Origin of the sequence: Microbacterium testaceum (assembly GCF_001476655.1) — a bacterium.
GTDB lineage: Bacteria > Actinomycetota > Actinomycetes > Actinomycetales > Microbacteriaceae > Microbacterium > Microbacterium testaceum_C.
Genome location: NZ_LDRT01000161.1, coordinates 1 through 13,099, shown reverse-complemented (window position 1 = coordinate 13,099; position 13,099 = coordinate 1). Strand labels below are relative to the sequence as shown.

At 68.3% G+C, this 13,099-nt stretch carries 16 protein-coding genes and 4 tRNA genes; 8 read left to right on the top strand and 12 right to left on the bottom strand.

Going from position 1 to position 13,099, the window contains the following annotated elements; genetic code table 11:
• The coding region (locus NS220_RS17155; protein ID WP_275934686.1) for an ArsB/NhaD family transporter at positions 1-373 on the top strand (373 nt) is incomplete at its 5' end.
• A gap of 3 nt (positions 374-376) precedes the next feature.
• Here the strand turns inward: NS220_RS17155 and NS220_RS17150 are convergent.
• From NS220_RS17150 to NS220_RS17120, 7 genes are all read right to left on the bottom strand, one after another.
• The gene (locus NS220_RS17150; RefSeq protein WP_058625210.1) at positions 377-769 is read right to left on the bottom strand and encodes a TIGR03618 family F420-dependent PPOX class oxidoreductase; all 393 of its coding nucleotides are present in this window, start codon (positions 767-769) and stop codon (positions 377-379) included.
• A 40-nt stretch (positions 770-809) separates the two neighbouring features.
• The gene (locus NS220_RS17145) at positions 810-1,193 is read right to left on the bottom strand and encodes a DUF7882 family protein (RefSeq protein ID WP_058625209.1); all 384 of its coding nucleotides are present in this window, start codon (positions 1,191-1,193) and stop codon (positions 810-812) included.
• A 202-nt stretch (positions 1,194-1,395) separates the two neighbouring features.
• Positions 1,396-1,809 (bottom strand): PPOX class F420-dependent oxidoreductase, encoded by a 414-nt coding sequence (locus NS220_RS17140; protein WP_058625208.1) that lies wholly within the window; start codon positions 1,807-1,809, stop codon positions 1,396-1,398.
• Positions 1,810-1,936: 127 nt separating this feature from the next.
• On the bottom strand, positions 1,937-2,308 hold the full coding sequence (locus tag NS220_RS17135; protein WP_058625207.1) for a hypothetical protein: 372 nt from the start codon (positions 2,306-2,308) through the stop codon (positions 1,937-1,939).
• A 101-nt stretch (positions 2,309-2,409) separates the two neighbouring features.
• Positions 2,410-2,481, bottom strand: a tRNA-Val gene (locus NS220_RS17130).
• Positions 2,482-2,508: 27 nt separating this feature from the next.
• Positions 2,509-2,579 (bottom strand) — tRNA-Cys (locus tag NS220_RS17125).
• Positions 2,580-2,644: 65 nt separating this feature from the next.
• A tRNA-Gly gene (locus NS220_RS17120) sits at positions 2,645-2,716 on the bottom strand.
• A gap of 152 nt (positions 2,717-2,868) precedes the next feature.
• On the opposite strand from NS220_RS17120, the gene NS220_RS17115 reads away from it, so the two are divergent.
• Positions 2,869-2,944: transfer RNA gene (locus NS220_RS17115), tRNA-Val, on the top strand.
• 56 nt (positions 2,945-3,000) lie between these two features.
• Here NS220_RS17115 and NS220_RS17110 read toward each other — a convergent pair.
• From NS220_RS17110 to zapE, 4 genes are all read right to left on the bottom strand, one after another.
• On the bottom strand, positions 3,001-3,513 hold the full coding sequence (locus tag NS220_RS17110) for an ASCH domain-containing protein (RefSeq protein WP_058625206.1): 513 nt from the start codon (positions 3,511-3,513) through the stop codon (positions 3,001-3,003).
• A 22-nt stretch (positions 3,514-3,535) separates the two neighbouring features.
• Positions 3,536-4,045, bottom strand: a complete 510-nt coding sequence (locus NS220_RS17105; protein ID WP_081323247.1) for a type II toxin-antitoxin system PemK/MazF family toxin — start codon at positions 4,043-4,045, stop codon at positions 3,536-3,538.
• Positions 4,046-4,201: 156 nt separating this feature from the next.
• Positions 4,202-5,476 (bottom strand): ammonium transporter, encoded by a 1,275-nt coding sequence (locus NS220_RS17100; RefSeq protein ID WP_058625205.1) that lies wholly within the window; start codon positions 5,474-5,476, stop codon positions 4,202-4,204.
• A 169-nt stretch (positions 5,477-5,645) separates the two neighbouring features.
• Positions 5,646-6,683, bottom strand: coding sequence for a cell division protein ZapE (zapE, locus tag NS220_RS17095; protein WP_058625204.1), 1,038 nt, complete (start codon positions 6,681-6,683; stop codon positions 5,646-5,648).
• A gap of 119 nt (positions 6,684-6,802) precedes the next feature.
• On the opposite strand from zapE, the gene NS220_RS17090 reads away from it, so the two are divergent.
• Together NS220_RS17090 and NS220_RS17085 are read left to right on the top strand one after the other, a co-directional pair.
• Complete coding sequence (locus tag NS220_RS17090; RefSeq protein ID WP_058625203.1) at positions 6,803-7,705, top strand: sulfurtransferase; 903 nt, start codon at positions 6,803-6,805, stop codon at positions 7,703-7,705.
• 34 nt (positions 7,706-7,739) lie between these two features.
• Positions 7,740-8,180 carry a SufE family protein gene (locus NS220_RS17085; RefSeq protein WP_058625202.1) on the top strand — a complete coding sequence of 147 codons (441 nt, stop codon included), beginning with the start codon at positions 7,740-7,742 and terminating at the stop codon, positions 8,178-8,180.
• Positions 8,181-8,194: 14 nt separating this feature from the next.
• Here NS220_RS17085 and NS220_RS17080 read toward each other — a convergent pair whose 3' ends face one another.
• Positions 8,195-9,403 (bottom strand): alpha/beta hydrolase family protein, encoded by a 1,209-nt coding sequence (locus NS220_RS17080; RefSeq protein ID WP_058625201.1) that lies wholly within the window; start codon positions 9,401-9,403, stop codon positions 8,195-8,197.
• A gap of 19 nt (positions 9,404-9,422) precedes the next feature.
• Between NS220_RS17080 and NS220_RS17075 the strand changes: the two genes are divergently transcribed.
• From NS220_RS17075 to NS220_RS17060, 4 genes are all read left to right on the top strand, one after another.
• Positions 9,423-10,019, top strand: a complete 597-nt coding sequence (locus NS220_RS17075; protein ID WP_081323246.1) for a DUF3000 domain-containing protein — start codon at positions 9,423-9,425, stop codon at positions 10,017-10,019.
• A complete protein-coding gene (locus tag NS220_RS17070; protein WP_058625200.1) occupies positions 10,012-11,208 on the top strand; it encodes a ribonuclease D in 1,197 nt (398 codons plus the stop codon). The genes NS220_RS17075 and NS220_RS17070 overlap by 8 nt, the downstream gene beginning before the upstream one ends.
• A 71-nt stretch (positions 11,209-11,279) precedes the next feature.
• Positions 11,280-12,488, top strand: a complete 1,209-nt coding sequence (locus tag NS220_RS17065; protein WP_058625199.1) for a thiolase family protein — start codon at positions 11,280-11,282, stop codon at positions 12,486-12,488.
• On the top strand, positions 12,485-13,099 hold a 615-nt coding region (locus tag NS220_RS17060), incomplete at its 3' end, for an enoyl-CoA hydratase/isomerase family protein (RefSeq protein ID WP_193755407.1). The genes NS220_RS17065 and NS220_RS17060, both read left to right, overlap by 4 nt.

Sequence of the window (13,099 nt, the reverse complement as noted above, 5' to 3'; positions counted from 1 at the left end):
GTTCCTCGCCGTGGGGGCGCTGGAGGCGCTGGGGATCGGACGCGTCACCTCGGTGCTGGCGGGCACGGGTGACGACCTCGTCTCTCTCTGGCAGGTGGCTGGGGTCGGGGCACTGGCGGCGAACGGCATCAACAATCTCCCGGCGTACCTGGCGCTCGAGTCCGTCGCGGGCTCCCCTGCTCGACTGGCGGCCCTGCTCATCGGGGTCAACGCCGGACCGATCGTCACGCCCTGGGCATCCCTTGCCACGCTTCTGTGGCACGACCGTCTGACCGCGGCGGGCGTCGAGGTCAAATGGGGGCGTTTCATCGTGCTGGGCGCCGTGATCGCGCCCCTCATTCTGATCCTCGGGGTGTTGCCGCTCGCCCTGTGAGCGTCAGTCTTCGTAGGTGCGAGACCACGCTTTGCGCGGCTCGATGAACCACACCGCCAGACCCTCGCGCATACCGTAGGGGCGTCCCTCGTATACCTGAGAGATGCGGTCGACGTAGGGCAGAGCGGCATCCCCTTCCAGTCGACCGACAGCCTCACCACGGACGAAGGCCATCGCGTAGGGGCTGTCCGCTCCGGTCACCGAGATCGCGACGCGAGGATCCCGGCGGAGGTTGCGGTCCTTCAGCGTGTCGACCTCCGTGAAGAAGACCAGTCGCTCGTCGTCCACGTCCACCCAGATCGGGGTCGATTGGGGAGCGCCGTCCCGCATGAGCGTCGCCAGGTGGGCGACCGCCGTGGTCTCGAAGAAGGGCTTGGTCTCTGTCCAGTCGCTCATGAGGTCGACAACCCCGCAGTCGGGCGGCGCTATTCCCCGCTCACGAGTGAGATTCGGTGGTCATCTGGTCGTTCGGGACCTCGCGGAAGACCATCTCTTCGCGCTGCATGCTCTCGCGCGGGGTGAACTCCTCCGGCTCCGGGATGACGTACAACCCGCGCCCGGAGTTGGCGTTGTACGTCAGGGCGTGCAGCCACGGAGCGCTCAACTGCGGAGTCCGACTCCCGTGATACTTGAAGACCAGCGAGACGTGCGGGTGGATGTAGACGGTGGTCCGCCCTCCTCCCGTGCTGATGTCGTCCTTCCACGTGAACGGGAAGCTCTCTCCCCTTCGCACCTTGGCCATGATGACCGCCTGCAAGTGCGCCAGGAGCCGATCCTCGAACTCCATCTTCGTGTTTCCGTCGTAGATGAACCGTCCCATTCGACACCTCCTCACCGGCACCTCGGCATTCCGCGCATCTTCTGGCGAGAAGAAGTCGGACGCGGATGCCGGGGGTGCCAGCCGCTCTCCCAGCAACCTTCCGCGAGTCCGCCGCGACAGCAAACCCCCTTGCGGAGAATTGCGGTTGCGGTCCACCCTGTCGCGCTCAGCGGCCTTTCCCGGGGCGGTGCGTGACGCGCCGTCAGCCCTGGCGCGAGATGCGCAGGATCACGCGGTCGCCGGGGCGCCGTTGGATCTTGCGCACGAGGGCCTCGAAACCGAGGATGGCACGGTATTGCAGACCGTACTTCCGTCGCAGGGCCATATCGGCCCGGGCATCGTCGGTGGCGGCGCCCGCGACTCGTCCCTGTGCGACGACGGTGATCGCATCCGGATCGACCGCGCCCATGCGGCTGCACGGACGAAGGGTCACGCGAGAGTCGTTTCGCAGCCGCTTGACCTTGCCCGTCTTGCGTTCGCTCGTCACGACGAGCTCGTCGCCGTCGCGGGCGATCCACACGGGAACGGCGACCTCGGCCCCGTTGCGACGGAAGGTTCCGAGCGAGACGAACGGCGACGCGGCGATCTCTCGCCAGTGCGTGTCGGAGACGGTCATGGCTTCACGCTAAGCGTTCGGGCCCGCAGCGTGCGGGGGCTTGCGGTCTTCGTGGTTGTTCACACGATGCGTCGGACGACTCCGTCGGAGAGATCTTGCCCGCCCCGCCGCGCCCTCGCGGCTGAGGTCACCCGCGGGTACCGCTCGCGCGGTCCCACTCGAGCGACTTCCACTGCAGGAACGAGCAGAGGTTGCCGGCGATGACGAGTTCCGCCGCGAGCGATGCCATGTCGTGGATGGACAGCGTCAGATCATCGGGGCGCCCCGTGAGAGTCGCTTCCCACACCGGCTCGTCGTATCCGCGCGGCTGCATGTAGATCGCGGCCTTCGCGTTCCGAAGGTTCATGACCACGAGGCCCGTGTCTTGGCTGTCTGCGTCTTCCTGCTGGGCCACACGGATCGAACCGCTGACGATGTGCCCCTGATCCTTGAACTCCTGCACCCACTGCTCGAGCCGCTCCCGCGATCGACGCGGGGGCGAATCCTGAAGATCGTCCATAGAAGAAGGATGCCACGACCCCCCGACATGCCCGAGTCGGGAGCGTGCGGCGGTGCCGTGGAAACGAGAAAACCCCCGGCTCCGCCGGGGGTTTCATTCGGTGCGCGATACTGGGATCGAACCAGTGACCTCTTCCGTGTCAGGGAAGCGCGCTACCGCTGCGCCAATCGCGCCTGTACAGGCTGTTCAGTTGTGAAGCGAGGTGGCGACGGGATTCGAACCCGTGTAAACGGCTTTGCAGGCCGGTGCCTAGCCGCTCGGCCACGCCACCGTGTGTGGTTCGACCCACGTGTCGTGATCTTTCGTCGGTTTCCCTGACGATGATCCCTTCACTCGAGCGGATGACGAGATTCGAACTCGCGACCCTCACCTTGGCAAGGTGATGCGCTACCACTGCGCTACATCCGCATTTCGTTCCCGGGGCTTGCCCCGAGCACTCGTAAGACATTACCCGATCTGAGCGAGGGTGCAAAACCGGACGCGCCCCGGGTGTGTCTCGCCCTCGTGGTTCGGAGCACGTCGTGGCATCCGGTACGATCGATGAGTCCCGTTCGGGACGAGGGCGATTGGCGCAGTTGGTAGCGCGCTTCCTTCACACGGAAGAGGTCATCAGTTCGAGTCTGGTATCGCCCACCACAGAAGCCCCCGGTTCCGCCGGGGGCTTCTTCGTTCTCTCGCCCGGGTGGCGCCGGTCAGCTCCCGTGGTCCGCGTGCTCCGGCGGCCACGCCACCGAGAAACGCTCGAAGACGATCTCGTCGTCTTCGGACCACTCGCGCCCGAGAGTCGCGGAGATGCGGGTCCAATAGCGTCGGTGCTCGACGCGCCAGCTTTCGAGGGAACGGTCGTCCTCACCCTCGTCGAAGGCGAAACGGGCATTCGCGCTCTCGAAGACGCCGAGACGCATCTCGGTCGTCCGCAGGATCGCTCGGGGCGTTCCGCGGCCGTCGCAGGCGATCCAGTGCGATCCGATCCGCGGCAGCTGCTGCCCCTCGGCGATGTACTCCGCGACGAGCGACGAGGTGGCGCGCTTCTCCCCCTCGAGCACGCAGGCGAGCAGCTCGTCGGCGAGTCTCTCGCTGTCGCCGAAGTGCTCGACGGTGTACTCGGGGCATGCGGCGACGGCGTCGGGGCGGGCGGCTGCGTAGTCCTGCCACATCCGATCGGCCGATGCGCTGTCGATGATGATGGGCGAGATGGTGCTCATGCATCCATCTTGGCAGCGCTTCTCAGCCGCGCTTCCACCCGTACCGTGCGCTCAGCGCCGCCGCGACCACGTCGAAGCGGCGGCGATCGAGGGCCGCCGCCTCCCGGCGCATGCCCTTGTCGTGCACGACGTAGACCTGCTCGATGTCGACCCACGAAGGGCGCCGTTGCGGGTCCCACTCCCCCGTGCCGAGCGACAGATACTGCCGGTCGCCGTCGTGCGGCTTGCTGGTCAGGCGTACGGCGTACGAGCGGGCGGCATCCGCTCGTCCGATGACGAGGACGGGGCGGTCCTTGCCGCGTCCGTCACGCTCCTCGTAGGGCACCCACGTCCAGACGATCTCGCCCCCGTCCGGTGCGTTGTCGCGCTGAGGGGCGTACGAGAGCGTGAGACGGCGCGGAGGGTCGATCTCGACCGTCTGGGTACCGGTGGGGGCCGTGGAGGGTCGTACGGGCGCAGAGCCAGTCCGAGTGGGTGCCGTCGAGCGGAACATCCCGAGAAACGCCGACACGAGACGAGAGGTGGTTCCCATTCCCCCACCCTAGGCATCCACTCGTCCGGATTCCGGATGCCGTGCGTCGACCGGAACCCACGGGCGGTCTCTCCTCCTGCCGATCCGGCCCTTCGCGGGAACGAAAGACGGGGCGTCACCGACGAATCGGCGACGCCCCGTCCGGGGTGGAGAAGGTCAGGCGCGGGCGTCGGTGAGCACGTAGCCCTCTTCACCGTGAACCACGGTGTCGATGCCGGCGATCTCGTCCTCGTTCTTGACGCGGAAGCCGATGGTCTTCTCGATCGCGAAGCCGATGATGAAGGCGAGCACGAAGGAATAGACCAGCACGGCGAGGGCGGCGATCGCCTGGACGATCAGCTGGTTGAACGAGCCGCTGTAGATCAGGCCGCTGGTGTTGGCGAAGATGCCCAGGTACAGCGTTCCGAGCAGACCACCGACGAGGTGGATGCCGACCACGTCGAGCGAGTCGTCGAAGCCGAGCTTGAACTTGAGCTCGATCGCCAGGGCGCAGACGGCGCCCGCGACGAGGCCGAGAACGATCGCCCAGATCGGCGTCAGGGCGGCGCACGCCGGGGTGATCGCGACGAGACCGGCGACGGCACCCGAAGCGGCACCGACCGAGGTGGGCTTGCCGTCCTTGATCTTCTCGACGATCAGCCACGAGAGCAGAGCTGCGGCGGGAGCGGCGATCGTGTTGACGAAGGCCAGAGCGGCGGTGTTGTCGGCCGCGAGCTCGGAGCCCGCGTTGAAGCCGAACCAGCCGAACCACAGCAGGCCGGCGCCCAGGAGCACGAACGGCGGGTTGTGAGGGACGTGAGCGCCCTTCTGGAAGCCGACGCGCTTGCCGAGCACGAGCGCGAGAGCGAGGGCTGCGGCACCGGCGTTGATGTGCACCGCGGTTCCACCGGCGAAGTCGATCGCGCCGACGCCGAACACGTCCTGGAGGCCGTGGGTGATCCAGCCGCCGTACGAGAACGAGCCGTCCTCCGCGAGGCCGAAGTTGAAGACCCAGCTGGCGACAGGGAAGTAGACGACCGTCGACCAGATGAGGGCGAAGATCATCCACGAGCCGAACTTGGCGCGGTCGGCGATGGCACCCGAGACCAGGGCGACGGTGATGATGGCGAAGGTGGCCTGGAAGGCGACGAAGGCGAGCGGCGGGTACGCGGCGCCCTCACCGGCGGTGAGGACGCTGGAGAGACCGAACTCGTTCCAGTCGATCATCCACGGGAACTGGGTGACGCCGGCGTCGGTCGCGGGGAAGGCGATCGCGTAGCCGTAAAGCACCCACAGCACGCCGATCAGGCCCATGGCGCCGAAGCTCATCATCATCATGCTGATGACGCTCTTGGCCTTGACGAGACCGCCGTAGAAGAATGCGAGTCCTGGCGTCATGAGCAGCACGAGGGCGGCTGCTAGCAGGATGAATGCGGTGTTGCCTTGATCCATCTCGGAGGAAACCTCTCTGCAGGGACGCAGGTGTAGCGTCGGGTCCCCCCAGTGTTCCCAGCCCCGGTTTCCATCTCCGTTCGAGAGGTGTTACGGGCACGTTACAGCGTTCGGCCTCACGTAAACATCGCGTTTCGGGTGGCAGAGAACCACTCATGAGCGCGCTGGATCAGGAGTGTGTGAGCGCCACGAGCCGCGACGTGGCGCGCAAGTACTTCTTGCGGTACCCGCCCGCGAGCATCTCGTCGCCGAAGACCGTGTTGAGGGGGACGCCGGTGGCGCGGATCGGGATCTGCGCGTCGTAGGCGCGGTCGATGAAGGCGACCAGACGCAGCGCCGCCGACTGATCGTGCAGGACCTGCACGTCGCGGAGCCCGATCGTGTCGACGCCGTCGATGAGACGGATGAAACGCGAGGGATGCACCCGCGCGAGGTGTCCGACGAGGTCGGAGAACGCGTCATCGGATGCCACGCCCGCCGCGGCTGCGGCATCCATCGCCCGTCGATACTCGTCGTCGCCGAGCACCTTCGCCTCGCCGTCGATGGCCCGCTGGCGGAAGTCGGTGCCGTCGATGCGGATGGTGCGGAAGCTGTCGGACATCGACTGGATCTCGCGCAGGAAGTCCTGAGCGGCGAAGCGTCCCTCACCCAGGGCGTTCGGAGGCGTGTTCGACGTCGCCGCCAACCGCGTTCCGGATGCCACGAGCTCACCCAGCAGGCGCGTCATGACCATGGTGTCGCCCGGGTCGTCGAGCTCGAACTCGTCGATGCAGAGCAGATCGCTGCCGCGGAACAGCTCCACGGCCTTGGCGTACCCGAGGACGCCCACGAGCGCGGTGTACTCGATGAACGACCCGAAGTACTTCCGGCGAGCGGGCATCGCGTGATAGATCGACGCGAGCAGGTGCGTCTTTCCGACGCCGAACCCGCCGTCGAGGTAGACGCCGGGCTTGACCGGGGCGACCTTCTCGGCGCGGCGGAAGAATCCGCCCTTCTTCGCCGGACCCGCCTGCTTCCCGGCGAACGCCTGCAGGAGCTCTTTCGCCTCCTGTTGGGAGGGATACGCGTCATCCGCGCGGTACGACTCGAACGTCGCGCCGTCGAACTGGGGCGGCGGGACGAGAGCGTTCACCATCTCGGCACCGGTGACCGCGGGCTCGCGCTCGGTGAGGTGGATGAGGCCGGTCGTTGCGGGAGTGGAGGTCATGGCCGTCCTGTGTCCAAGTCTTACGGGAGGGGTGCGTGCCCCATGCCGCGGATCTAGGGTCGATGGTGCGGTGTCCACCCTATGCCGCCGTATCCATCGCCCCGACCGAGGAGATTCTCGTGACCGTCGAGTTCGACACCAGCTCCCCCAAGTTCGCCGACTACGCCGAGCCCGGACGCCTCGTCACCGGCGAGTGGCTCGAGCAGCGCCTCGGTCAGCCGGGGTTGGTCGTCGTCGAATCCGACGAGGACGTTCTTCTCTACGAGACCGGCCACATTCCAGGAGCCGTGAAGGTCGACTGGCACACGGAGCTGAACGACCCGGTCGTCCGCGACTACGTCGACGGAGAGGGCTTTGCGAAGCTGCTGAGCGGCAAGGGCATCGCGCGCGACGACACGGTCGTCATCTACGGCGACAAGAACAACTGGTGGGCCGCCTACGCCCTCTGGGTGTTCTCGCTGTTCGGGCACGAAGACGTGCGCCTCCTCGACGGCGGGCGTGACAAGTGGATCGCGGAGGGACGGCCGGTCACCACCGACAAGACGGTCGTCGAGCCCACCGACTATCCGGTCGTCGAGCGGGACGACTCTCTGCTGCGCGCCTACAAGGACGACGTGCTCGCCCACCTCGGCAACCCCCTCATCGATGTCCGTTCCCCCGAGGAGTACTCCGGTGAGCGCACCACCGCCCCCGCCTACCCCGAAGAGGGAGCCCTGCGCGCCGGCCACATCCCGAGCGCCCAGAGCGTGCCGTGGGGGAAGGCGGTCGCGGAGGACGGCGGGTTCAAGTCGCGCGCGGAACTGGATGCCGTCTACCGCGACGGTGCCGGTCTGAACGACGGGGACAAGATCGTGGCGTATTGCCGCATCGGCGAGCGCTCGAGCCACACGTGGTTCGTGTTGAAGCACCTGCTCGGCTTCGATGACGTGCGCAACTACGACGGCTCGTGGACCGAGTGGGGCAGCGCGGTGCGGGTGCCGATCGTCTCCGGTGCGGAGCCGGGCGAGGTTCCCTCCCGCTGAGCCGGTGCGGCGCGGGCATGGGAAGATGACGAAGATGTCCGAGAACACCCTCCCCGCCCGTCTGGCTGAGATTCGCGACGAGTTCCTCGAGCTCGACGAGCCCGATCGGTTGCAGCTGCTGCTCGAGTTCTCCCAGGAGCTCCCCGCCGTGCCGGCCGAGTACGCCGACCACCCGGAACTGCAGGAGCGCGTGGTCGAGTGCCAGTCGCCGGTGTTCATCATCGTCACCGTCGATGACTCGGATCGCGTGGCGATGCACGCCACCGCCCCCGCGGAGGCACCGACCACCCGCGGCTTCGCGAGCATCCTGGCTCAGGGCCTCACAGGGCTGAGCGCCGAGGAGGTCCTCGCCGTCCCCGACGACTTTCCGCAGAGCATCGGCCTCACCCGTGCCGTCAGCCCCCTCCGGATCGCGGGCATGACGGGCATGCTGATGCGGGCCAAGCGCCAGGTGCGCGCCAAGCACGGGGCCTGAGGCACGGCATCCGGTCACTCGCCGTCGGCGAGTCCCTGCTGCCGCACCCAGTCCTGGATCACCCTCGTGAAACGCGTCTCGTCGTAGTTCCAGAGCTTGGTGTGCCGTGCCACCTCGAACGTCTCGAGGGTGACGAGATCGGGGCGGGCGGCCGCCAGTGCGTGCGAGGCGTCGCTCGGGACGAAGCCGTCGTCGTCGCTGTGCAGGATGAGCACGGGATGCCGGAGCTCGGCCGCATGGGCGACCCGGTCGAGGCGGTCGAGAGGGATCGCGTCGCCGCCGCGCACGAGGCGGGCTCCCCACCGCGAGTCGAGGATGCGTTCGGTGAGGCTCAGCACCGGGGCGGGAAGCTTGAGGAGCCGACTCTGGTAGCGCAGGACCGTTCGCCAATCGACGACGGGTGACTCCAGGATGAGCCCGGCGATGACGTCTCGATGCGCCGACAGAGCCTCGGTCTGCAGGCACATCGCCCCGCCCATCGACCACCCCATGAGGAGGATGCGGCGCGCCCCGCGGTGCAGGGCGTACTCGATGGCGGACTCGACGTCGCGCCACTCCGTCGCGCCGAGGGTGTAGGTGCCGCTGGCGCTTCGCGGCGCCTCTCCATCGTTGCGGTACGACACCGCGAGTGAGGTGATGCCGAGGGCACGGAACAGGGGGACCGCGCGGAGCGTCTCGGCTCGCGTGGTCCCACGGCCGTGCACCTGGACCACCCAGACGCCGGAATCGCCGTCCGCGGGGAACTCCCACGCGGGACACAGGCCCACGGGTGTCTCGATCTGTACCGACAGCACCGGGAGTCGGAGTTGCTCCGGCTCGTCGAAATACCACCCGCTGAAAGCCGCTTCGGCGGCGAGGCTGCCATCGGCCGGCACGTGCGTGAGGAGCTTGCGCGTGACCGTCTTCCCGTCGTCCGCCACGACCGATCCCAGACGGAGGTAGTCGGACGTGCCCGTGGTGAAGATTCCATAGCGGCCGGGCAGGGCGGTGTCTGCGGTGCGCTCCAGAGTGATCGTCTGGGCGGAGGCATCCAGGGACACGATTCGCGTGTTCGCCACACGACCCGCGGGCGTCACGACCGTGCGCGCCATGCGCAGCGAGACGGCGCTCACTGCGGTGGCGCTCGCCGCCGTGGCCACGACCAGCGCGGAGAGCCCGACGCGTGCGATCGAGGCCTTTCCTTTCGAGGGGCGGGACCGCGCGGCGCGCCTGGGAGCGTTCATCGAGGCCTCACTCTAGTCTGTGGCCGTGACTGACCTGGGCTCCCCCGAGGCGTCGACCCCCTTCGCCCGGGCGATCGAGGAGGTGCGCGCCGCGACGTTCCGCGAGGATTTCGTCGTGCGTGAGATCCCCTCCCCCGCGGGGCTCGCGCCGCATTCCCTCGCGTTGGCCGGGGACGTGCGACCCGAGGAGCACTCGACGGACTCACCGTTTGGAACGGGACGCTTCATCCTGCTCCACGACCCCGACGAACCCGATGCCTGGGGCGGGCCGTGGCGTGTGGTCTGCTTCGCGCAGGCGCCCCTCGAGCCGGAGATCGGCATCGACCCCCTGCTCGCCCACGTGGCGTGGTCCTGGCTCATCGACGCGCTCGACTCCCGCGGAGCCGAACGCCACTCGGAGTCGGGCACCGCCACCAAGACCCTCTCGACCGGCTTCGGGGCGCTCGCGTCCCAGGGCGAAGGGTCGCAGATCGAACTTCGCGCGTCGTGGTCGCCGCGTGGTCCCATCCGTCCCCATCTCGACGCGTGGGCGGAACTCGTATGCATGCTCGCCGGCCTCCCCCCGGGGTCGGAGGGCGTCGCCGTCTTCGGAGCCCGGAGGCCCACCCGTGGTTGAGTATGTGGTCATCGAGGATGCCGCCGGTCTGGCGGAGGCATCCGATCGTCTCGCAGGGGGCACAGGCCCCGTCGCGGTCGACGTCGAGCGGGCGTCGGGATTCCGATACTCCCAGCGGGCCTACCTCATCCAGGTGTTCCGGCGCGAAGCCGGCGTCTTCCTCTTCGACCCTTCGACGATCGAGGACTTCACGGCGTTGCAGACCGCGCTCGCCGACGTCGAGTGGGTGTTCCATGCCGCGAGTCAGGACCTTCCGTCTTTGCGTGAGCGGGGTCTCGAGCCCCCGCGCATCTTCGACACCGAGCTCGGCGCGCGGCTTCTCGGTCATGAGCGCGTCGGTCTCGGTGCGGTCGTCGAGCACACGCTCGGCATCACGCTGGCCAAGGCCCACTCGGCCGCGGACTGGTCGACGCGCCCCCTGCCGGCATCCTGGCTCGAGTACGCCGCCCTCGACGTCGAGCACCTGATCGATGTCCGTGATGTTCTGGTCGCCGAGCTCGAGGAGCAGCAGAAGACCGAGTTCGCCCGCCAGGAGTTCCAGGCTGTCCTCGAGCGTCTGCCGAAGCCGGCGCGTGAAGACCCCTGGCGACGCATGAGCGGGCTGCACACCGTGCGGGGTCGTCGAGCCCTCGCCGTCGCCCGCGCGCTCTGGCAGGCACGCGAGGAGTATGCCCGCGAGCAAGATGTCGCCCCGGGGCGTCTCGTGCCCGATCGAGCGCTCATCGCGGCGGTGCTGGCCGACCCGGCGAGCAAGCAGGCGCTGGCCGTGGTCAAGGAGTTCAACGGTCGCGCCAGCCGCACGCAACTGGATCGCTGGTGGAATGCGATCGTCGCCGGCCGGGAGGTCACGGAGCTCCCGCCGGACCGTGTCCCCAGTGACACGTTGCCTCCGCCGCGCGCGTGGATCGATCGCAACCCCGAGGCCGATCGTCGGTTGAAGGCCGCTCGTCCGGCTGTCGAAGCGCGAGCCGAGGAACTGAACATGCCGACGGAGAACCTGCTGACCCCGGAGATGCTGCGTCGCGTGGCATGGGCCCCGCCCGCCGAGGTGACCGTCGAGACCATTGGGGCTGCGCTTTCCGACCTCGGTGCGCGGGCCTGGCAGATTGACCAGACTGCACAGGTGATCGCGGATAGCTTTGTAGCTTCCCTCAACGACGCCGACGACGTCTCCGCCGCGGGTTCGTAGGTTCGGACAACCGATTCCCCACGGGGAATCCGGCTTCCTAGGCTGGGGTGATCCCAAACTATGGAGGCAGAGTGGCCGAGATGACGGATGTCTTCTTCGTCGACGGAATGCGCACCCCCTTCGGGCGCGCCGGCGAGAAGGGCATGTACTGGAACACCCGCGCCGACGACCTGGTCGTCAAGGCGATCATCGGGTTGATGGAGCGCAACGGCGACGTGCCGAAGGACCGGATCGACGACGTGGCGATCGCCGCGACGTCGCAGACGGGTGACCAGGGCCTGACCCTGGGCCGCACCGCGGCGATCCTCGCGGGTCTGCCGATGACGGTGCCGGGTCTGGCGATCGAGCGCATGTGCGCCGGCGCCATGACGAGCGTGACGACGATGGGCGCCTCGATCGGCGTCGGCATGTACGACCTCGCCCTTGCGGGCGGTGTCGAGCACATGGGTCGTCACCCCATCGGTGGCAACGTCGACCCCAACCCCCGCTTCGTGGCCGAGAAGCTCGTCGACCCGGGCGCGCTGAACATGGGCGTCACCGCCGAGCGCATCCACGACCGGTTCCCCCACCTGACGAAGGAGCGCGCCGACCGCTTCGGCGCCGCGAGCCAGCACAAGGTGCAGGCCGCGTACGAGGCCGGCAAGATCCAGCCCGACCTGGTCCCGGTCGCCGTCAAGGACGCCGAGGGCGCCTGGGGTCTCGCGACCGAGGACGAGGGCCGTCGCCCCGAGACCACGGTCGAGGGTCTCGCGACCCTCAAGACCCCCTTCCGGCCGCACGGGCGCGTGACCGCGGGCACCTCGTCGCCGCTCACCGACGGGGCGACCATCAGCCTCCTCGCCGGTGCCGACGCGGTGAAGGAGTTCGGTCTCGCCCCCAAGATGCGCATGGTGTCGTTCGCCTTCGCCGGCGTCGAGCCCGAGATCATGGGCATCGGTCCGATCCCCTCGACCGAGAAGGCGCTGAAGAAGGCCGGACTCACGATCGACGACATCGGGCTCTTCGAGCTCAACGAGGCGTTCGCGATCCAGGTCATCTCGCTGCTGGATCACTTCGGCATCGCCGACGACGACCCGCGCGTCAACCCGTGGGGCGGCGCGATCGCCCTGGGCCACCCGCTCGCGGCATCCGGTGTGCGTCTCATGATCCAGCTCGCGGCGCAGTTCGCCGAGCGTCCCGACGTGCGCTACGGCCTCACCGCCATGTGCGTGGGCCTCGGCCAGGGCGGCTCGGTCATCTGGGAGAACCCGTTCTTCGACGGAAAGAAGAAGCGCAAGTGACCGACTACAGCTCGATCGACTTCAGCCCTCTCGACGCCCTCACGGGCGACGAGGTCATCACCCACTCCCCCGTCCGCGACGTGCGCCTGCCCTCGGGCAACGTGCTCGCGCTGGTCACGCTCGACAACGGCCGTGACCACACGCGTCCCAACACGCTGGGCCCGGCGACCCTCGCCGAGCTCGGCGAGACCCTCGCGACGCTCAAGCGTCGCGCGGCGGCGGGCGAGATCCACGCCGTGGCGATCACCGGCAAGCAGTACATCCTCGCCGCCGGCGCCGATCTGTCCGACGTCGCGAAGCTGCCCTCGAAGGACGTCGCCCGCCTCATCGCGCAGCGCGGCCACCAGGTGATCGGCTCGCTCTCCGAGCTGGGTGTGCCCTCGTTCGCGTTCGTCAACGGCCTCGCCCTCGGCGGCGGCCTCGAGATCGCGCTCAACTCGACCTACCGCACGGTCGACGCCTCCGCGGCGGCCGTCGCGCTGCCCGAGGTGTTCCTCGGCATCATCCCCGGCTGGGGTGGCGCCTACCTGCTGCCGAACCTCATCGGCATCGAGAACGCGCTCGAGGTCGTCATCTCGAACCCGCTCAGGGAGGAACTAAGGATCACGCCC